The 18,391-nt window shown below is 70.1% G+C and carries 18 protein-coding genes; 13 read left to right on the top strand and 5 right to left on the bottom strand.

The annotated features are described in order from the left end of the window. Positions 1–103 precede the first annotated feature (103 nt). From ACQPWU_RS20355 to ACQPWU_RS20310, 10 genes are read left to right on the top strand one after another with little or no spacing between them, the layout of a single operon-like run. Entirely contained in the window at positions 104–895 is a 792-nt protein-coding gene (locus ACQPWU_RS20355) for an MlaE family ABC transporter permease (RefSeq protein ID WP_360704816.1), read from the top strand. After that, positions 895–1,749, top strand: coding sequence for an ABC transporter permease (locus tag ACQPWU_RS20350; protein ID WP_433442271.1), 855 nt, complete (start codon positions 895–897; stop codon positions 1,747–1,749). The genes ACQPWU_RS20355 and ACQPWU_RS20350 overlap by 1 nt, the downstream gene beginning before the upstream one ends. 4 nt (positions 1,750–1,753) lie before the next feature. Continuing rightward, entirely contained in the window at positions 1,754–2,773 is a 1,020-nt protein-coding gene (locus tag ACQPWU_RS20345) for an MlaD family protein (RefSeq protein ID WP_433442269.1), read from the top strand. Position 2,774: 1 nt separating this feature from the next. Then, on the top strand, positions 2,775–3,809 hold the full coding sequence (locus ACQPWU_RS20340; protein ID WP_433442267.1) for an MCE family protein: 1,035 nt from the start codon (positions 2,775–2,777) through the stop codon (positions 3,807–3,809). Then, positions 3,809–4,834 carry an MlaD family protein gene (locus ACQPWU_RS20335; RefSeq protein ID WP_433442265.1) on the top strand — a complete coding sequence of 342 codons (1,026 nt, stop codon included), beginning with the start codon at positions 3,809–3,811 and terminating at the stop codon, positions 4,832–4,834. The genes ACQPWU_RS20340 and ACQPWU_RS20335 overlap by 1 nt, the downstream gene beginning before the upstream one ends. Next, positions 4,831–5,856 (top strand): MCE family protein, encoded by a 1,026-nt coding sequence (locus ACQPWU_RS20330; RefSeq protein WP_433442263.1) that lies wholly within the window; start codon positions 4,831–4,833, stop codon positions 5,854–5,856. Before ACQPWU_RS20335 ends, ACQPWU_RS20330 begins: the two co-directional genes overlap by 4 nt. Then, entirely contained in the window at positions 5,853–6,875 is a 1,023-nt protein-coding gene (locus tag ACQPWU_RS20325) for an MCE family protein (protein ID WP_433442261.1), read from the top strand. The genes ACQPWU_RS20330 and ACQPWU_RS20325 overlap by 4 nt, the downstream gene beginning before the upstream one ends. Further along, a complete protein-coding gene (locus ACQPWU_RS20320) occupies positions 6,872–8,221 on the top strand; it encodes an MCE family protein (protein WP_433442259.1) in 1,350 nt (449 codons plus the stop codon). The genes ACQPWU_RS20325 and ACQPWU_RS20320 overlap by 4 nt, the downstream gene beginning before the upstream one ends. Then, positions 8,218–8,982: a hypothetical protein gene (locus ACQPWU_RS20315; protein WP_433442257.1), complete on the top strand. Its 765-nt coding sequence runs from the start codon at positions 8,218–8,220 to the stop codon at positions 8,980–8,982. Before ACQPWU_RS20320 ends, ACQPWU_RS20315 begins: the two co-directional genes overlap by 4 nt. 17 nt (positions 8,983–8,999) lie before the next feature. Next, entirely contained in the window at positions 9,000–9,587 is a 588-nt protein-coding gene (locus tag ACQPWU_RS20310) for a 4'-phosphopantetheinyl transferase family protein (RefSeq protein WP_433442255.1), read from the top strand. 11 nt (positions 9,588–9,598) lie between these two features. Here ACQPWU_RS20310 and ACQPWU_RS20305 read toward each other — a convergent pair whose 3' ends face one another. Further along, positions 9,599–10,528 (bottom strand): cation diffusion facilitator family transporter, encoded by a 930-nt coding sequence (locus tag ACQPWU_RS20305; RefSeq protein WP_433442253.1) that lies wholly within the window; start codon positions 10,526–10,528, stop codon positions 9,599–9,601. Between the two features lie 34 nt (positions 10,529–10,562). Between ACQPWU_RS20305 and ACQPWU_RS20300 the strand changes: the two genes are divergently transcribed. The 3 genes from ACQPWU_RS20300 to ACQPWU_RS20290 are packed head-to-tail and all read left to right on the top strand — an operon-like array spanning position 10,563 to position 13,501. Then, positions 10,563–11,021, top strand: coding sequence for a MarR family winged helix-turn-helix transcriptional regulator (locus ACQPWU_RS20300; RefSeq protein WP_433442251.1), 459 nt, complete (start codon positions 10,563–10,565; stop codon positions 11,019–11,021). A gap of 60 nt (positions 11,022–11,081) precedes the next feature. Beyond that, complete coding sequence (locus ACQPWU_RS20295; RefSeq protein WP_433442249.1) at positions 11,082–11,729, top strand: LppX_LprAFG lipoprotein; 648 nt, start codon at positions 11,082–11,084, stop codon at positions 11,727–11,729. After that, positions 11,726–13,501 (top strand): MFS transporter, encoded by a 1,776-nt coding sequence (locus ACQPWU_RS20290; protein WP_433442247.1) that lies wholly within the window; start codon positions 11,726–11,728, stop codon positions 13,499–13,501. Before ACQPWU_RS20295 ends, ACQPWU_RS20290 begins: the two co-directional genes overlap by 4 nt. Positions 13,502–13,510: 9 nt before the next feature. Here ACQPWU_RS20290 and ACQPWU_RS20285 read toward each other — a convergent pair whose 3' ends face one another. The 4 genes from ACQPWU_RS20285 to cmk all read right to left on the bottom strand — a co-directional run bounded on the left by ACQPWU_RS20285 (position 13,511) and on the right by cmk (position 18,336). Continuing rightward, positions 13,511–14,590, bottom strand: a complete 1,080-nt coding sequence (locus ACQPWU_RS20285; protein WP_433442245.1) for a PP2C family protein-serine/threonine phosphatase — start codon at positions 14,588–14,590, stop codon at positions 13,511–13,513. A 104-nt stretch (positions 14,591–14,694) separates the two neighbouring features. Further along, positions 14,695–15,957, bottom strand: a complete 1,263-nt coding sequence (aspS, locus tag ACQPWU_RS20280; protein WP_433442243.1) for an aspartate--tRNA(Asn) ligase — start codon at positions 15,955–15,957, stop codon at positions 14,695–14,697. Positions 15,958–16,246: 289 nt separating this feature from the next. Next, the gene (gene der, locus ACQPWU_RS20275; RefSeq protein WP_433442241.1) at positions 16,247–17,641 is read right to left on the bottom strand and encodes a ribosome biogenesis GTPase Der; all 1,395 of its coding nucleotides are present in this window, start codon (positions 17,639–17,641) and stop codon (positions 16,247–16,249) included. A gap of 38 nt (positions 17,642–17,679) precedes the next feature. Continuing rightward, on the bottom strand, positions 17,680–18,336 hold the full coding sequence (gene cmk, locus ACQPWU_RS20270; RefSeq protein ID WP_433442239.1) for a (d)CMP kinase: 657 nt from the start codon (positions 18,334–18,336) through the stop codon (positions 17,680–17,682). Positions 18,337–18,391 lie beyond the last annotated feature (55 nt).

Below are 18,391 nucleotides of genomic sequence, written 5' to 3'. Positions count from 1 at the left end.
CCATGAAGTCATCGACTACTAGATAACCCGTCAGTAGGGTTGCGACTCATCCGTAGGCGGCGGAGGTGGTCATGGCGGTAATTCGCGCGCGGACGGGCGGCCGATGACCCTGTCCGGATATGTCGGACGCCGGGCCGGGTCGGCGCTCGGCCAGGTCGGCGAGCTGTTCGTCATCGTCCTGGAGGCGTTACGCAGGAGCTGGGACGTCAAGCGCTGGTGGTGGGAGTTCGTCGAGCAGTGCTGGTTCCTCGCGCGCGTCACCAGCGTGCCCGTTCTGCTGGTCGCCCTGCCGCTGGGCGCCACCGTGGCGCTGCAGGTGGGCGAGCTGGCCAGGCAGCTGGGCGCCAGCTCCGCCACGGGCAGCGCGGTCTTCGTCGGGCTGATCCGCGAGGTGGCGCCGCTGGCCAGCGCGCTGCTGATCGCCGGGGCCGGCGGCAGCGCGATGACCTCCGACATCGGCGCGCGCCACATCCGCGACGAGCTGAGCGCGATGGAGGTCATGTCGATCAACCCGATCCACCGCCTGGTCACGCCGCGCATGTGGGCGGCCAGCACGATCGCGGTGTGCCTGTGCCCGCTGGTCATCCTGGCCGGCGCGACCGGCGGCTACTTCTTCAACGTGATCGTCCAGGGCGTCACCCCGGGTGCGTACTTCGACGGCGCGTTCTCCCTTGTCGTCGCCTCCGACCTGTACGTGACGCTGTTCAAGGCGTGGATCTTCGGGTTCATCGCGGCGGCCGTCGCCTGTTACAAGGGCATGACCTGCGCGACCAGCCCGGTCGGCGTGGGGCGGGCGGTCAACCAGGCGACCGTGGTCACGTTCATGCTGGTGTTCACGTTCAACTACGTGATCTCGGCCGTCTACTTCCTCGCCTACCCGCCGAGGTCGCTGTGATGGTGACACGGACGGCTGGTCTCAGGCTCGCCCTGCGTGGGCGGGACGTCGCGGAGCGGTTCGCGACGCTGGCCGACTGGCCGCTGTTCGTGTGGAAGGTGCTGTTCTACTCCGTACGCGACGTCATCCTGCGGCTCAAGTTCTTCAAGGTCGTCCTCAGGCAGGTCAGCGACGTCGTGGTGGGCGTCGGGGCGACCGTCATCGGCGGCGGCATGGTCTTCGTGGTGTTCACGATGGCCTTCGTCGTGGGCGCGACCGTGGGCCTGCAGGGCTACCAGGGGCTGCAGGCGATCGGCGCGGAGTCGTTCATGGGCCTGGTGGGCAGCTTCGCGAACGTCCGGGAGATCACCCCGATCATCGCGGCCACGGCGCTGGCGGCGCAGGTGGGCTCGTCGTTCACGGCGGAGCTGGGCGCGATGCGGATCGCGGAGGAGATCGACGCGCTGGAGGTGATGGGCATCAACGCCTTCACCTACCTGATCTGCACCAGGGTCGTGGCCGCGCTGCTGGCGCTGACGCCCATCTACCTGATCGCGCTCTTCGCCAGCTTCTTCGCCACCCGGATGATGTGCACGGTCCTGTTCGGCCTGGCGCCTGGGGTGTACGACTACTACTTCTACCTGTACCTGCCGGTCAGCGACATCGTGTTCAGCGTCGCCAAGGTCGCTGTTTTCGCCTTCGCGGTCATCGTCATCCACTGCTACCACGGCTTCCACGCCACCGGCGGCCCGGTGGGCGTGGGCGTGGCGGCGGGCCGCGCCATCCGCCAGTCGATCGTCACGATCGTGCTGCTCAACCTGCTGCTGTCGTACCTGTTCTGGGGCGGCGGCGGCAACATACCGCTGACGGGGTGAGCCGGTGACCCGATTCCAACTCCCCCTCGCCGCCCGGGTGGGCATCGCGCTCGCCGTGCTCGTCGTCCTGGCGGCGGCCACGCTGTACGTGGTCCGCACCGCCACCGAGATCAGCGGGACCAGGATCGACGCCGTGTTCGCCCGCGCGGGGCAGGGCCTGGACGCGGGCTCCCCCGTCAAGATCCGCGGCATCAAGGTCGGCGAGGTGACCGGTCTGTCGCTCGACGTCAAGGGCAAGGCCGTGGTCACCATGCACGTCGACCCCGGCGTCAAGGTGCCGCAGTCCACGGTCGCCGCGGTCGAGCCCGCGTCGGTGTTCGGCCCCAAGTTCCTCAACCTCAAGCCCGGCTCCGGCGAGACCACCGGCCCGTACCTGTCCAGCGGCGCCGTCATCACCGCCACCGAGGGCCCGCTGGACCTGTCCGACACGCTCGGCGCCGCCTACCGCGGCCTGAACGCCGTCGATCCGAGCGAGGTCACGGTCATCGTGCACACCCTGGCCAAGGGCCTGGACGGCGAGGGCGAGAACATGCGCGAGCTGATCGGCGACGCCGGCACGCTCGTCGGCGTCGCGCACCGGCAGCGCGAGCGGGCCAGGCAGTTCCTGCACGACGCCGCCTTGCTCGGCACGACTCTGCAGGACAAGGGCGACGATCTCGTCGCGATCTCCTCCGACGTCAACGTCATCACCCCCGACCTGCTCGCGCGGGCCGACAAGGTACGCGCACTGCTGCAGGAGGTCACCTCCATCTCCGAGCTGGGCGCGCACGGGCTGGCCAAGCACCGGCAGGACCTGCGGGCCGGCGTGCACTCCGGCGAGCGGGTGGCCGCGCTCATCTACGCCCAGCTCGGCCTGGCCGGGGACGGCGTACGCGGCCTGAACAGGCTGGTGGACCTGCTCAACGAGCTGATCGAGGCGCCGGGCCCGGGCAACAGCCGTCAGCTCCAGGTGGAGGCGTTCGTCGCGACCGACATCTGCGAGCTGGTCGTCGGCGCGTGCGGCCCGACCGACGGGAGGCGCTGACATGCGGCGCGCCTGGACGTTCGCCCGGTTCCTGCTCTTCATCGGCCTGTGCGTGACGCTGATCGCGGTGATCGCCGTGCAGATCGCCAGGGTGAGCACGGGCGGCGGCTACGACCTGGTCGCCGTGTTCGACGACGTGTCGGGGCTGGTCGAGGGCGACCAGGTGAAGATCGCCGGAGCGCCCGTCGGTCAGGTGGACTCCATCAAGGTGGTGGACGGCCGGGCCGAGGTGACCATGGAGGTGCAGGAGGGGATCACCGTGCCGGCGGACACCGAGGCCGCCATCCGCTGGCGCAACGCCGTCGGCCAGCGCGTGGTCTACCTGTTGCCCGGCACCGCGCCCGGCAAGCTCCCGCCGGGGTCGCGCATCACCCGTACCTCCTCCGTCGTGGACATCGGCCAGCTGGTCAGCGACCTCGGCCCGCTCACCCGCAGCCTCGACCCCGACCAGATCAACCAGCTCCTCACCGCGGCCGCCAAGTCGCTCAACGGCAACGAGCAGAACATCCCGAGGCTGCTCGACAACGTCAACGCCATCACGACCACGGTCAACGAGCGTAAGAAGACCATCGAGCAGCTCCTGAAGGACTACGCGACCGTCACCGACGTGGTCGCCCGGCGCGACAAGCAGATCGAGGAGCTCGTCGACAACCTCGTCACGCTCTCCGAGGCGTTCGCCGACAACCGGCAGCTGATCGACCAGGCTCTGGTGGAGCTGTCCACGACCGTCCACACCTCCAACGAGGTGCTCGGCAAGAACGCCGACGAGCTCGGCCGCCTGGTCGACAACCTGTCCGGGCTGACCGGCGGCATCAGGCGGCACGTGGGCGAGATCGACAAGACGGTCAGCACGTTCCAGCCGCTGTTCGCGCGGGCGTACCAGACCGTGGACCGCGGCCACTACTTCGTCACCGCGGTCCCGTGCGTGGCGCTGAGCGCCGCACCCTGCCCGTACGGGATGCAGGCGCCGCCCCCGCTGCGCAACACCAGGGTCCAGAGTACGAAGGACCTCCAGAAGCTGCTGGTGGGCGAGTGATGGCGCTCAAATCCTTCCGCGACCGCAACAGGATCGCCGTGGGCCTGGTGTCGATGGCCACGCTGGCCGCGATCCTCGTCGCCACGTTCCTGGTGGGCAACCTGGGGCTGCTGGAGAGCGGCTACTACATGTCCGGCGTGTTCGTGGACTCCGGCGGGCTGCGTACCGGCAACGACGTCCGGGTCGCCGGGGTGCGCGTCGGCAAGGTCACCGAGGTGCGCGCCGACTACACGCAGGGGTACGTGATCGTCACCTGGAAGGTGGACGACGGCGTGCGGCTCGGCCGCGGCACCCGGGCCGACATCGCCCTGTCCAACCTGCTCGGCGGCCGGTACGTCAAGCTCACCGGCGCCGTCTCGGCCCCGTACATGGACCAGTTGCCCGAGAGCCGGCGGCGCATCCCCGTGGCGCGGACCGGCGTGCCCACCCTCATCAACGACGCCATCAAGGACGCGACCCGGCTGGTCCAGCGTCTCGACACCGACGCCGTGGACGACCTGCTCACCGAGCTCGACAAGGTCGACCTCGGCAAGCGCGGCCGCATCACCCGCCTGCTGCGCAACATCGGCGACCTGTCGGACACGATCAGCAAGAGCCAGCCGCAGCTGCAACGGCTCGTCGACAACGGCACCAGGATCATGAACGTCCTGGAGAAGAAGGACAAGCAGCTCGGGCGGCTCATCGACGCCATCGAGATCATGCTGGCCGAGCTGCGTGCGCGCCGCAACGAGCTGCGCACGCTGCTGGGCGACGGCAGCGACCTGGTACGCAGCACCACCCGGCTGATCAACGAGCACGAGAAGACCCTCATCCAGGTGCTCGACGACAACGCGGCCATCACGACGCGGCTGAGCGACAGCGACAAGCAGCTCAACTCGCTCCTCGCGTGGGCAGGCCCGACGTTCTCCGGCCTGTCCACGATGGGCGGCCAGGGCCCGTGGCTCGAGGCCATAGCCACGGGCCTCGGCCCCGTCAACCCGGAGGTGCTCGGCGCCATCAAGAAGGACAGGAAGAGCGACCAATGAGACGACTGGTGGCGGTCCTGCTGCTCGGGGTGTTGCTGACATCGGGGTGCACGGTGCTGGGCGAGGAGCCGTACCGGCTGGTGGCGATCTTCCACAAGGCGCCCGCCCTGTACGAGCAGGCGCGGGTGAAGGTGATGGGCCTCGACGCCGGATATGTCGACAAAATCCGCATTGATGGGGATAAAGTGCGCGTTGACCTGCTGGTCGATCGGCAGGTGCCGCTCCCGGCCGGCGTGAAGGCCGTGGTCGCGCCACAGAACACGCTCGGCGAGCGGAACGTCGTCCTCTATCCTCCCTGGAAGCCCGGCGACCAGAAGGTCACGCCGGGGAGCACGATCCCGCTGGAGCGGACGGACCTGCCGGTGGAGATCGACGACGCGCTCGACGCGTTCACCAAGCTCACCGACGCGCTCGACGACAAGAAGCTGGGCTCCGTGGCGAGCACCCTGGCCGACGGGGTCAGGGGGCGCGGCAAGACCATCAACAACGCCATCGCCGACACCTCCCAGCTGACCGGCACCCTGGCCAAGCAGGACCAGCAGCTCGTCGATCTGGCCAAGGGGCTGAACCGGCTGGCCACCAGCCTCAACAAGCGCGAGAGCCAGGTGACGGGCGCGATCGACTCCTTCGCCGAGGCCAGCGCGATCCTGGCGGAGGAGCGGCAGCGGCTGCGCACGTTCATCTCGGGCATGGCGGACTTCGTGCGGCGCGGTGACGTGATCATCGAGCAGTACTCCGAACGCCTCCCGCAGGCCGCGAGCACACTGGCCGAGCTGGTGCTGACGGTACGCGCCAACAGCGCGTCCATGGCGCAGGCGGTCAAGGGCGCGGCCGACTTCGCCGACGTGCTCATCGACTCGTGGGACAGGAAGCAGCACGTGCTGAAGATCCGCGTCGTGCTCAACGCGATGACCAGGGCGTGGCTGACGCCGCTGTTCGACGCGCTGAACCTGGGCGACGTGCCGTGCCTGCCGGCCAAGCTGAGCAACTGCCCCTTCCAGCAGCAGGGGAGGCAGCGATGAGGGCCCGCCTGCTGGCCGCCGTGCTGGCGCTGGCGATGTCGCTCTCTGGGACGGCGTCGTGCTCGCTGCAGACGCTCGGCGCGACCACCGGGGACATGACCCTGTACGCGGCCTTCGACGACGTGCAGAGCCTGGTGGCCGGGCACAGCGTGCAGATCTCCGACGTGCGGGTGGGCACGGTCACCGACATCCGGCTGGAGGGCTACCGGGCCAAGGTGACGATGTCGATCCAGTCCGCGCACCGGGTGCCCGTGGGCAGCACGGCCACCGTGGCCAAGACGTCGGTGCTGGGTGAGAACTACGTCCTGCTCTCGCCGCCCGCGGGCAGGGACCTGGCCACGGGGCCGTACCTGAAGGACGGCGCCACCATCTCCGAGACGTCGGTCGAGCCGGACATCGAGCAGGTCACCGCGAAGGCGGGGCCGCTCATCGAGGCGCTCGGCGCCCAGGACGTGAACGCCATCCTGGACGCCGCCTCCACCGCCTTCGGCGGGAAGGGCGACGACGTCAACAAGCTGATCAAGCAGACGGCCGAGGTGACCGACGCCTACGCCGCGGCCCGCAAGGACATAGGCACCAGCATCGACGCGCTGGCCCGGCTGGGCGACGACCTCGCCAAGGGCAGCGGCGAGCTGGACCGGCTGCCGGGCACGCTGGCCTCGGCCACCGCGCGCATCGCGCACGGGCGCAAGCACGTGAAGAAGGCGATCGTCGCGCTGACGAAGCTGGCCAAGGAGGCCAACCTCACCGTCTACCCCCGGCACGCCGCCCGGCTCAGGAAGCTGCTCCTGGAGCTGGAGGCCATCTCGTCGGCCATGCAGCGGGGCAAGGAGGACCTGAAGACGCTGGTGGCCAGGCTCCAGAAGTTCATCGACGCGCCGCCGATCACGGTCAACGGGCAGGTGCTGATCTACCTCTGGCTGAAGGGCGTTCTGATGCCCCAGAGATCGTCAGGGAACGACACGCTGCTGCCGAACCGGGTCGAGGACTTCCGCCTGCTGCTGGAGCCGCCGCGATGAGAAACCGGATTTATCTGAATTTAGGGTTCTTTGTCGCCCTGGGTGTCGTCATGACCGTCTGGGCGTTCAGCACGATCATCCGGCTCGACGCCATCGAGCGGCCGTACCGGGTGTCGGCCGAGTTCGTCTCGTCGCCCGGCCTCATCCGGGGGTTCGACGTGGCGTACCTGGGGGTGCGGGTCGGCAAGATCGGCGACGTGCGGCTGGCGCCCGGCAAGATCGTCGTGGGTCTCGACATCGACAAGGAGGTCCGGCTGCCGAAGGGCCTCACGGCGGAGGTGCGGCGCAAGTCGGCCATCGGCGAGCCGTACGTGGAGCTCTCACCGCCCGCCACCGGCGTGACCGGTCCCTCGCTCGCGGCCGGTGACACGATCCCGCTGGCCAAGACGTCGGTGCCGCTCGACTACAAGAAGCTGTTCGAGGGCGTGGGCAAACTGCTGAACGCGGTGCCGCCGGAGGACGCCAAGACGATCACGCACGAGCTGGCCGTGGCCCTGGACGGGCGGGCCCCGGCGATCAGGAACATCATCGACGACGCCCACTCGCTGACCGGCACGCTGGCGGACAACGCCGACGTGCTCGACTCCCTGTCGGTGCAGCTCACCCACCTCACCCACACACTTGCCGGGAAGCGGGGCGAGCTGGCCTCGGGCATCACGGACCTCCGCACGGTCACGGGGACGCTGCGCGACTCCCGCGCCGACCTGAACACCTTCCTCGACCAAGGGCCGGGGGTGTTCGCCCGGCTCGACACGGCGATCAAGAAGTCGCGGCCGGGATTCTCGTGCCTGCTGACGGCGGCGGGACTGCCGCACCAGCCGGTGTTCTCACCGGAGACCGAGCGGAACGTGCACCACCTGCTCAGCATCGTGCCGACCGCGCTCAGCCTGTCGAACGACATCAGCCACCGGACCGGCGACACCGTTTACGGGAGGACGGCGTTCATCTTCAGCGTGCCGGGCGGGCCGACCCCCGCCGAGGAGTACGCGAGCGCCATCGCCCCGCCCACCGTGCCCGCGCTGCGCTCCTGCCCCGCCCCCTCCCACGACTCGGGCGACTCCCGCGACTCCCCTGAGGACGATCAGCGGGACGCCGCCGGACCGGCGGACACCCCCTCGCCCGCCGCGTCCGCTCGCCCGGTGGCCAAGGACACCGAGAAACCGAACAAGAGCCCCGAGGCCACCGCGTCGCCCAGCGCCGTGGCGGCCACCGACCCCGCGTCCCCCATCCCGCTGAACACCACTCCCCTGATTGCCGGGATATTCCTCGCCGTGGTGGCCAGCGGTGGGATCGTGGGCTGGATCGCGACGGGCCGGGCCGCCCGCCGTCGTAAGGAGTCTTCATGACCACCAAGCAGGACCTCGCCGAGGAAGCCCGCACCGAGGAGGCCCAGCCCGACGCGGCCCCCGCCGACACCGCTGCCCCCGCCACGACGGAACCGTCGGCCGAACCGGCGGACGCGACCTCCGAGGGCGAGCAAGCGACGGACGGCGAGGAGCCGGCCGTGGTGGGTTCGGGGTCCGGCGAAGGGGCGGTCAAGAGCCGGGGGCGGGTCACGCGGGCCAGGATCCTCGGGACGCTGGCGGCGATGCTGGTGGCCGCGCTCGCCGCCACCGCCGTCCTGCAGTGGATCTCCGCCACCCAGGCCGAGGACGCGCGGGCCAAGCTCGAGACCGAGCGGGCGCTGCGGCTGGAGGTGTCCGGGGCGGCGAGCGCGTTCAGCAAGGCCCTGCTCAGTTACGACTACCAGAACCTCCAGACCACCCGCTCGACCCTCGCCGCCCAGGCCACGGGCGACTTCCTGGCCACCTACGACGCGGCGTTCGGCGGCGCGATGGCGCAGGTCATCGTCAAGCTCAAGGCCGTCTCGCAGGCCACGGTACGCGAGGTCTACCTGGCCGACGTGGACGAGGCCACCGCGCACGCCATCGTCGTCGTCGACCAGCAGGTGAACACTTCTGAGGCGATCCGCTCCGTCAAGGACTCGCACCTTAAGATCAGTCTTGTGAAGGAGAAGGGGAGCTGGAAGATCCATGACGTGACCGTGCTCGGCGCGGCCTCGGAGGACCAGTACAACCTCACCGCCGACAACAAGAAGAAGGACTGACCATCGGCCCATTAGCGATGGGTGGCCGCCCCGACGAGGTGCGCGCCCCGGAGGACTGGCTCACCGAGGTGGAGATGGATCGGGCCGGCCGGTTCCGGTTCGCGGCGGATCGAGCGAGCTACGTCGCCGCCCACCTGCTCGTGCGGTTCTGCGCCGCCGCCGTGCTCGGCACCGAGCCGTACAAGGTGACGCTGCTGCAACGCTGCGAGCTGCACGGTCCAGGGCACGGCAAGCCGTACATCGAGGAGGCGCCCGAGCTGGGCGTCAGCTTCAGCCACACGCGCGGCTACGTGTGCGCGGCGGCCGGGCCCGGCAAGGTCGGCGTGGACGCCGAGCACGTGCCGCCAGGGCCGCTGGACCTGTCGCTCGCCGACCGGGTCTGCACCCCGCGCGAGCGCGCGCTGGTCGCCGGCAACGACGAGCTGATCAGGCACTGGACGCGCAAGGAGGCGCTGATCAAGCGCGGCGAGCTGACGCTCGACACGCTGCACGCGGGCGGCGACGACCTGGCGGGCCGCCACCTGCTGGAGTGGAGCGCCGGTCCCGACATCAGGGTGGCCGTCGTCACGGACACCCCTGCCAGAAGGGTGCCGATCCCCGGATAAGCCGGAGGGGGTCAGCGGCGACGGGTCGGGGTGGGGTCGAGGAAGACCTGGCTGACTCCCGGGAAGCTTTTTCGCAGCCGGCGGTCCACCTCGTCGCAGGCGATCTCCACACCGGCCACACTCGCCTCGTCCCGGAAGTCGATCTTCGCGGCCACCAGGATGGAGCCGGGCCCGATCATCATGGTGAGCAGCTCGACCACGTCCTCCACCTCCGGCTGGGCCAGCAGCACGGCCCGGATGCCGGTCTCGGTCTGCGGGGACGCGGCCTGGCCGATGAGCAGCGACAGGTTCGACCTGATCAGGGTGAGCGCCACCACGAGCAGGAGCAGGCCGATCACGACCGAAGCCCCGCCGTCCCAGAGCGGCGAGCCCGACAGCTGCGACCCGGCCAGCCCCACGGTCGCGATGAGCAGGCCCACCAGGGCGGCCGCGTCCTCGAACAGCACGGCCTTCAGCGCGGTGTCGGAGGTGATCTGCACGAACCGTACCGGATGGAACTGGTAGCGCGCCGCCTGGACGCGCAGCTGGGAGTACGCCTTTGCCAACGAGACGCCTTCCATGACGAACGCGACGGCCAGCACGATGTACGAGGGAGTGAGGTTCGACAGCTTCTCGCCGTGGCTGATCTCGTGCAGGCCGTGCGTGATCGAGAACCCTGCGCCGCCCACCAGCGTCGCCACGGCCGCCATCATCGCCCAGAAGAACCCGGCCTTGCCATGCCCGAACGGATGCCTCCGGTCGGCGGGCCGCCCTCCACGACGCACCGCCACCAGCAGCAGGAGTTCGGTCACGGTGTCGGCGGCCGAGTGAGCGGCCTCCGACAGCATGGCCGCCGAGCCGCCGATGAGGCCCGCGACGAGCTTGGCCAGCGCGATCGTCAGGTTGGCCGCGCCGGCGACCAGAACGGTCCCCAGGCTCTCCGCCGGCTCCCGCTGCTCCATAGGGCTCCACTTTACGTGCGCTACATTGGGGATCATGAGCGCGCCTCGCTGGCTTTCACCCGCCGAACAGCGTGCCTGGCGCACGCATCTGGCGCTGCACAAGCTCCTCATGCACCGCCTGGATCGCGAGCTTCAAGCGCATCAGCTCTCGCTGAACGATTACGAGATCCTGGTCAACCTCTCGGAGAGCCAAGACCGGCGCATGCGGATGAGCGACCTGGCGGACGCGACGATCCAGTCACGCAGCCGGCTGTCGCACCAGATCTCCCGCATGGAGGCCAAGGGCCTTGTGACCAGGGAGGATTGCCGCGACGACCGGCGGGGCACGTTCGCGGTGCTGACCGACGAGGGCTGGGAGACGATCCAGCGGGTGGCGCCGGACCACGTGGCGAGCGTGCGCGAGCACTTCGTCGACCGCCTCAGCGACGAGCAGCTCGAAGCGCTCGAGGCGGCCTACGAGCCGATCCTCGAGCATCTGAGGAAGCTGCGCTGACACTCAACCGATATGCGCGACGGCTCACGGACGTTCCCAAGCGCTCGCTACGATCCGCTCATGCTCCGAAAGCTTCTGATCGTGGCGGTTCTCGCACTGGTGTCGGCGTGCTCGTCGGGCGGCGGCGACGCACTGCCCGCCGGTCCCGACCTGATGAAGAAGGCCGCCGAGGCCATGAAGGGCGTCAAGTCGGCCAGCTTCTCGATCGCGACGGAGGGCAAGCCGAAGGTGCCGGTCAAGAAGGCCGACGGCAGGCTAACGGCCGCCGGTGACGCCGACGGAACGATCACGATCGAGGTGCTGGGAACCCTGCAGGAGGTCAGCTTCGCCCTGATCGGGGACACCGTGCACTTCAAGGGGCCGACGGGCGGCTTCCAGAAGATGACGCGGCAGCAGCTCGCGCAGTTCTACGACCCCTCGGTGATCCTCGAGCCGACCAAGGGCATCGCACAACTGCTCGCCTCGTCCACGGATCCCAAGGTGGAGGCGCTGGAGGGCGACTCGTACCGAGTGGCCACGACGTTCCCCGGGCAGGTTCTCGGGCAGATCATCCCGGGCGTCACGCAGGGCGTGAACGGCAAGGTCTGGCTCGACAAGGCCACCAGCAGGCTCACCAAGGCCAGCCTGCCGTTGCAGGGCGGCACGGTGACGGTGTCGTTCAGCGACTACGACGCGCCGGTCACAATCACGCCGCCCGCCGCCGGATGAGGGGCGCCCGCCGGGTCGTGCTCGGCGCCGGGGGCGCGGTGGTGCTGCTGGCCGCGCTCGACGCGTACGTGGTGGTGACGGTCCTGATCGACGTCGCCGAGGACGTGGGCATCCCGCTGAACCACCTGGAGCGGGCCACGCCGATCGTCACGGGGTTCCTGCTCGGGTACGTCGCCGCGATGCCCCTGCTCGGCCAGCTCTCCGACCGGTACGGCCGGCGGCCGCTGATCCACGCCTGCCTGGCCGCCTTCGCGCTGGGCTCGGTGCTGACGGCCCTGGCCGCCGGCGAGGTGATGGTGGTGGCCGGGCGTACCGTCCAGGGGGTGGCCGGCGGGGCGCTGCTGCCGATCACGATGGCCCTCATCGGCGACCTGTGGGACGAGCACGAGCGGCCGGTGGCGCTGGGGGCCGTGGGGGCGGCCCAAGAGCTCGGCAGCGCGCTCGGGCCCCTGTACGGCGGGTTGCTGGCGGGGATCCCGGCCACCGTGGTGGCGGGGGTGGAGCTGGGCGGCTGGCACGCCATCTTCTGGATCAACATCCCGCTCGCCGCCCTGGCCGCCGTCGCGGTGCAGCTCACGGTCCCGTCCGGTACGGCTGGTCGAGCGGCCCCCGCGAACGACCACCCGATCCCGCCGCCAACCGACACCGCCACCGCGCGCCTCCCGGCGAGCGCCGCCGACGCGACAGAGTGCCTCGGCACCGACCCCACCACAAACCCGACGGCAACCGCCACGGACGCGGCAGCGCGGACGGCGGGCGCCACGCGCGTGCCGCCGGGCTCGGCCGACGCCCTCGGCACCGCCGGACAGGAGGTCGCCACCATCGGCGTGGCGGGGCAGGAGGCAAGCGACCGGGGCCGGTCCGAGCCGTCGGCGAGGCGGATCGACGTCGTCGGCGGGGCGTTGCTGGCCTTGGCGCTCGGCCTGCTGGTCGTGGGCCTCTACAACCCCGACCCGGCCAAATCCGTGCTCCCGCCCTGGGGCCTCGTCGTCATCGCGGCCGGTGCGGTGACGGGTGGGGTGTTCGTGTGGTGGGAGATCCGCTCGCCGGTCCGCCTCCTCGATCTCTCCGCCACCCGCAAGGGCCCTCTGCTCGCCACCCTGGCCGTGAGCTTACTGGCCGGGGCAGCGCTGCTCGTGACCATGGTGTTCGTCCAGCTCACCGCCCAGACCCTGCTCGGCGAGGACCGGCTGGAGGCGTCGCTGGTCCTCGCCAGGTTCCTGGCCGCGCTCACCGTCGGGGCCCTGCTGGGCGGTCTCCTGGGCCGCAGGCTGGGCGACCGCACCGTGGCCGTGGCGGGCATGGCGCTGGGGGCGGCGGGCTACTGGCTGATGAGCCGGTGGCCGCTCGAGCTGGAGAGCGCGGGTCTCGTCGTGGACATCGACCTGGTGGTGGCCGGTCTGGGCCTGGGCGTGGTCATCGCTCCGGTCTCCTCGGCCGTGCTGCGCGTGAGCCCGGCGGCCCAGCACGGCGTGGCGTCGGCGGCGGTCGTGGTGGCCAGGATGATGGGCATGCTGATCGGCATCGCGGCGGTGTCGGCGTGGGGGTTCTACCGGTTCCAGTCGCTGACCGCCCACCTGGACACGCCCCTCCCGTTCGGTGTGGACATGGTGACGTACCAGCGGAAACTGGCCGAGTACACCGCGAAGGTGCAGGCGGCGCTGCATACGGAGTACACGGAGATGTTCCTGGTCACGGCGTTCATCTGCCTGCTCGGCGCGGCCGTCGCACTGCTGATGCCACGTCCCGGGGGTTCTCGCAGACCCGGGTGAGCCCGGGCCTCAGGCCGACCTGGTGATCGCCAGAATCGCCATGTCGTCATCGCGCGGACCGCCGGTCCAGCGCTCGACATCACGTACCAGGGCCTCGACCACCTCGTCCGGCTGCCGGAACGGGCCCTGGCCGCCGAGCCGGCGCGCCGGTTCGTAGAAGGTCCCGGAATGGTCCCGGGCCTCCGTCACTCCATCGGTGACCAGCAGGAGCGTGCTCCCGACCGGGAACGGCCAGTCCTCCGGCTCCGGCTGCGGCGCACCCAGGCTGCTCATGCACAGGGGAAGGCTCGGCTCGCCCGGGTCCAGCGAGGAGACCGTGTCGCCCTCGAGGAGATACGGCGGGGGGTGGCCGTAGTTCAGCAGCCGCACGCGGTCCGCGCCCGGTGTGATCTCACCGAGCACGGCCGTGACGAACCCCTCCATCCGGATGTCCTCCTCGCGCGACGAGGCCTCTTTGACCAGTGCGCGCTCCACACGCTCGGCCAGCACCACAAGGTCGGTTGCCTGGTCCGCCGCCTCCCGGAACGCGCCCAGCAGTACGGACACCGTGCCGACCGCGCCCAGGCCCTTGCCCCGCACATCGGCGATCAGCAGCCTGGTGCCGTACGGCGTGTCCTGTACGGCGTACGCGTCTCCGCCGATCAGTGCCTCGAACTGCGCGGTCCTGTAGGCAGCGGCGATGGCCAGCCGGCCGACGTATGTCGGCGGTGTGGGCAGTACGGCACGCTGGGCGGCCTCAGCGACGGAACGCACCGCTTTCAGACGGCGCTCATGGCGAGCGACCACGAGGTTCACCCCGAGGCCGACGAGCGCCGTGAACACCGCGTTGAGCAACGAGAACGTGCCGGGAGGATGACCGAAGTAACCGTCCTTGATCAACAGCGCCAGCTCGGCCAGGACGAGGGCCGCCCCGACCGCGATCGTCTGCCGTAGCGAGAGCAGCGCTCCGGCCAGCACGACCGCGGCCCCCATCTGGTAGTCGCCCCAATAGTCACGCGGAGACAGGAGGTTGACGAAGATCCCTGTGGCGATCAGGGCGACCGGTACGAGCGAGACATACCATGGCCACCTAGTGGTGAGCCGGTTCATCCGCGCCCCGATCTACGTCATTCCCCAGGTCCTGGCTTGATCCTTTCTAGTGAACGGTGAATGGCGTGTCGAGGCGACACTCCCAGGTCGTGCGCCGTAAGGGCCTATGGCGAGAGCCGGTGCAGGTCGCGGGGGAAGGCGGTGGTCTGACGGATGTTGGCGGCGCCCGTCAGCCGAGCAGTCCACCGTTCCAGCCCGAGCGCGAACCCGCCGTGCGGCGGCATCCCGTACCGGAACGCCTGCAAGTACCCTTCGTACGCCTCCGGGCCCTCCCCCCGGGCGGCCAGCGCCGCCAGGTAGTCCGCGTGGAGGTGCAGCCGCTGACCGCCCGTCACCAGCTCCAGCCCACGGAACAGCAGGTCGAACCCGTTGGAGTACCCGGGCCGCGCGGGGTCGGGGTGGGTGTAGAACGGCCGCTTGGACATCGGATACCCGGTGACGAACAGGAACTCCGACCCGTGCTCCCGCGCCGCCCACTCACACAGCCATCGCTCCTGCGCGGGCGACAGGTCCGGCTCCGGCGAGCCCGTCAGCTCCTGCGCCTCGGCGAAGTGGATGGCCGGGATCTCGGCGGGCACCTCGGGCAGCACGGCTTCGAGAAGCTCGACGGCGGCGGAGGCGCTGCGCCGTACCGACTCCAGCATGCCCGCCACCACCTCCCGCAGCACCGCCATCACGTCCCGGTGGTCACGGATGAAGCCCAGCTCGGCGTCGAGGCTGGTGTATTGGGCCAGATGGCGTACGGTGTCGTGCGGCTCGGCGCGGAAGACCGGCCCGACCTCGTACACCCGCTCGAACACCCCCACCATCGCCTGCTTGTAGAACTGCGGCGACTGCGCCAGGTAGGCGGGCCTGCCGAAGTAGTCGATGCCGAAGACGTTCGCGCCCGACTCGGTGGCCGAGGCGACGATCTTCGGGGTGTGGATCTCGGTGAACCCGAGTCCGTCGAGCGCCTCCCGGAACCCGGCCACGCTCGCGGCCGAGATCTCCAGCGGCGCCCTGAGCAGCGGGTGCCGCAGCGCCACGGGCGCGTGGTCGAGGATCGTCGGCAACCCGGCCGGCACGACGGGCCGGTACAGGTCGAACGGCGGAGTCGTACACGGCTCCGACAGCACCTCGATCTCCGGCTCCACCAGCTCGACGCCCCCGGGCGCCTGCGGGCTGGCCTTCACGGTGCCGGTGACCTCGACGACGCTCTCCTCGCCGGGGAGCTCGCGCGCGGCCACCACCTGGGAGAGGCCGGTACGGTCCCTGACGACGAGGAAGGACACGGATTTCAGCTGCCGGCGGCGATGGACCCAGCCGGCGATCGTCACTCGTTGCCCGGCGTGCTCAGCGAGCTCCGCCGACAAGACACGAGAGATCATTACAGCTCCTCATAAGGAATTGCATGACCCCTTGGGAGTGCGGGGGAGAAGGGAACTCCCGGTGCCACCGCACTTTCGCCGCCTCGCGAAGAGGCGGCCTCCACGACCCGATGACGGGGGTCAGACCGGCGGGGCATTGCCTCCCCGCACTCAGGAGTGTCTTCACCAGCGGAGCACGGGACCGCCTTCGCAGCTACCGGCGGCTCTCTGGACCCCTGCGGATCCGCTGGTTACTCGTCTCCGTCGACGCGTTGCCGTAAATCCTACGTGCCCGGCAACGGCAAAGCCATTACTTGTCCTTCTTGGCGCCGCGCTTCTCCCGGATCTTCATCGTGACCTCGATCGGCGACCCCGCGAACCCGAACTCCTCGCGGATCCGCCGCTCGATGAAGCGCCGATACGTGTCCTCTAGCCACCCGGACGTGAACAGCACGAACTTCGGCGGCTCCACGGAGGCCTGCGTGGCGAAGAGGATCTTGGGCTGCTTCCCGCCCCGCACCGGCGGCGGCGTCTGCTGCACGAGCTCCGTCAGGAAGGAATTGAGCCGCGCCGTCGGAACCCGGGTGGACCACGAGTCGAGCGCCTTCTCCAGAGCGGGCACCAGCCGGTCGACGTGCCTGCCGGTCTTGGCGGAGATGTTGACCCGCAGTGCCCACGGAGTGCGGACGAGCTGCCGGTCGATCTCCTTCTCCAGGTAGTAGCGGCGGTCCTCGTCGACCAGGTCCCACTTGTTGAACGCCACGACCATCGCCCGCCCCGACTCGATGACGAGGCCGATGATGCGCAGGTCCTGCTCGGTGAGCGCCTCGCTGGCGTCGATGAGCACGATCGCCACCTCGGTGCGCTCCAGCGCCGCCCGGGTGCGCATGGCCGCGTAGTAGTCGGCTCCCTGCAGCTCGCGGTCGCGCCGCCGGATGCCGGCCGTGTCGACGAAGCGCCAGGTGCGCCCGCCCAGCTCGATCAGCTCGTCCACCGGGTCGCGGGTGGTGCCGGCCATGGGGTCGACCAGCACTCGCTCCTCCCCCGCCAGCTTGTTGAGCAGGGAGGACTTGCCGACGTTGGGCTTGCCGAGCAGCGCGACGCGGGCCGGGCCACGCTCGTGCTCGAAGCTGACGGCGGGCGTTTCGGGCAGCGCGTCGAGCACCACGTCGAGCAGGTCGCCGCTGGACCGTCCGTGCAGAGCCGAGACGGGGTACGGCTCGCCGAGCCCCAGCGACCACAGCGCGGCGGCCTCCAGCTCGAGCTGCTGGTTGTCGACCTTGTTGGCGGTCAGGATGACCGGCTTGCCGGACTGCCGCAGCACCGAGCCCACGACCTCGTCGGCGTCGGTCGCGCCCACGGTCGCGTCCACGACGAACACGATCACGTCGGCCAGCTCGACGGCGACCTGGGCCTGCTCGGCGATGCGCAGGTTCATCCCGGTGGCGTCGGGGTCCCATCCGCCGGTGTCGACCACGGTGAAGCTGCGGCCGCGCCAGTTGGCGTCGTACGTGACCCGGTCGCGGGTGACTCCCGGCACGTCCTCCACGACCGCCTCGCGGCGGCCGATGATGCGGTTGACCAGCGTGGACTTGCCGACGTTCGGCCGCCCCACGATGGCGACGACCGGCAGCGGCGTGGTGTCGCCGTGCTCGGTGATCTCAAGCTCGTCGAGGTCGGCCTCGACCCAATCCCCCGTTGGCACGATTGAATTCCTTAATGTGAGTACCGCACCTGAAAGCCTCAGGTGCGCTCTTTAACCAGCCTCAACACCTCAGCGATCACTTCCTCAAGCGACAGCGGGGTGGTGTCGAGCTCGACGGCGCCATCCGCCATCGAGAGTGGGTCCGTCTTACGTGTCGAGTCCAGGGTGTCACGCCTGGCCATGGCCTCCTGCTGCGCCTCCACCGTCGAGCCGGCCAGCTCGGCGTTGCGCCGCATGGCACGGGCCTCCGCGCTGGCCGTCAGGTAGACCTTGACGGTGGCCTCGGGGCAGACGACGGTGCCGATGTCGCGGCCCTCGACCACGATGTCACCGGCGCCGATGATCTCCCGCTGGAGCGCGACCAGGCGTGCCCGGACCTCGGGAACGGCGGCCACGACGGAGACCGCTCCGGTGACCTCGGCCTCCCTGATCGGCCCCGCCACGTCGACGCCGTCGACGTGGATCGTGGGGCCGTCGGGGTCGGTGCCGGAGTCGATGCGCGGCTCGCCGCAGCGGGCCGCCACGGCGGCGGGATCGGCCAGGTCGACGCCCTGCCGGACCATCCACCAGGTCATCGCGCGGTACATCGCCCCGGTGTCGAGGTAGCGCAGGCTCAGCGCCCTGGCGACTCCGCGCGACACGCTCGACTTACCCGACCCCGAAGGGCCGTCCATGGCGACGACCAGACCGGTCACGGCCTCTCCCTCTTCACGAGCTTTCCAGCAGACACCAGGTCCTCGCCGTTTGGGT

The organism is Nonomuraea sp. CA-141351 (assembly GCF_050944675.1).
Classification (GTDB): domain Bacteria; phylum Actinomycetota; class Actinomycetes; order Streptosporangiales; family Streptosporangiaceae; genus Nonomuraea.
Note: the sequence above shows the minus strand (reverse complement) of the source record. Positions and strands in the feature narration are given on the sequence as shown.

Bases quoted from the DNA above. Each gene is read 5' to 3' on its own strand.
- ACQPWU_RS20355 (WP_360704816.1), top strand. From the start codon at position 104: ATGACCCTGTCCGGATATGTCGGACGCCGGGCCGGGTCGGCGCTCGGC.
- ACQPWU_RS20350 (WP_433442271.1), top strand. From the start codon at position 895: ATGGTGACACGGACGGCTGGTCTCAGGCTCGCCCTGCGTGGGCGGGAC.
- ACQPWU_RS20340 (WP_433442267.1), top strand. From the start codon at position 2,775: ATGCGGCGCGCCTGGACGTTCGCCCGGTTCCTGCTCTTCATCGGCCTG.
- ACQPWU_RS20335 (WP_433442265.1), top strand. From the start codon at position 3,809: ATGGCGCTCAAATCCTTCCGCGACCGCAACAGGATCGCCGTGGGCCTG.
- ACQPWU_RS20330 (WP_433442263.1), top strand. From the start codon at position 4,831: ATGAGACGACTGGTGGCGGTCCTGCTGCTCGGGGTGTTGCTGACATCG.
- ACQPWU_RS20325 (WP_433442261.1), top strand. From the start codon at position 5,853: ATGAGGGCCCGCCTGCTGGCCGCCGTGCTGGCGCTGGCGATGTCGCTC.
- ACQPWU_RS20320 (WP_433442259.1), top strand. From the start codon at position 6,872: ATGAGAAACCGGATTTATCTGAATTTAGGGTTCTTTGTCGCCCTGGGT.
- ACQPWU_RS20315 (WP_433442257.1), top strand. From the start codon at position 8,218: ATGACCACCAAGCAGGACCTCGCCGAGGAAGCCCGCACCGAGGAGGCC.
- ACQPWU_RS20310 (WP_433442255.1), top strand. From the start codon at position 9,000: ATGGGTGGCCGCCCCGACGAGGTGCGCGCCCCGGAGGACTGGCTCACC.
- ACQPWU_RS20305 (WP_433442253.1), bottom strand. From the start codon at position 10,528: ATGGAGCAGCGGGAGCCGGCGGAGAGCCTGGGGACCGTTCTGGTCGCC.
- ACQPWU_RS20300 (WP_433442251.1), top strand. From the start codon at position 10,563: ATGAGCGCGCCTCGCTGGCTTTCACCCGCCGAACAGCGTGCCTGGCGC.
- ACQPWU_RS20295 (WP_433442249.1), top strand. From the start codon at position 11,082: ATGCTCCGAAAGCTTCTGATCGTGGCGGTTCTCGCACTGGTGTCGGCG.
- ACQPWU_RS20290 (WP_433442247.1), top strand. From the start codon at position 11,726: ATGAGGGGCGCCCGCCGGGTCGTGCTCGGCGCCGGGGGCGCGGTGGTG.
- ACQPWU_RS20285 (WP_433442245.1), bottom strand. From the start codon at position 14,590: ATGAACCGGCTCACCACTAGGTGGCCATGGTATGTCTCGCTCGTACCG.
- aspS (WP_433442243.1), bottom strand. From the start codon at position 15,957: ATGATCTCTCGTGTCTTGTCGGCGGAGCTCGCTGAGCACGCCGGGCAA.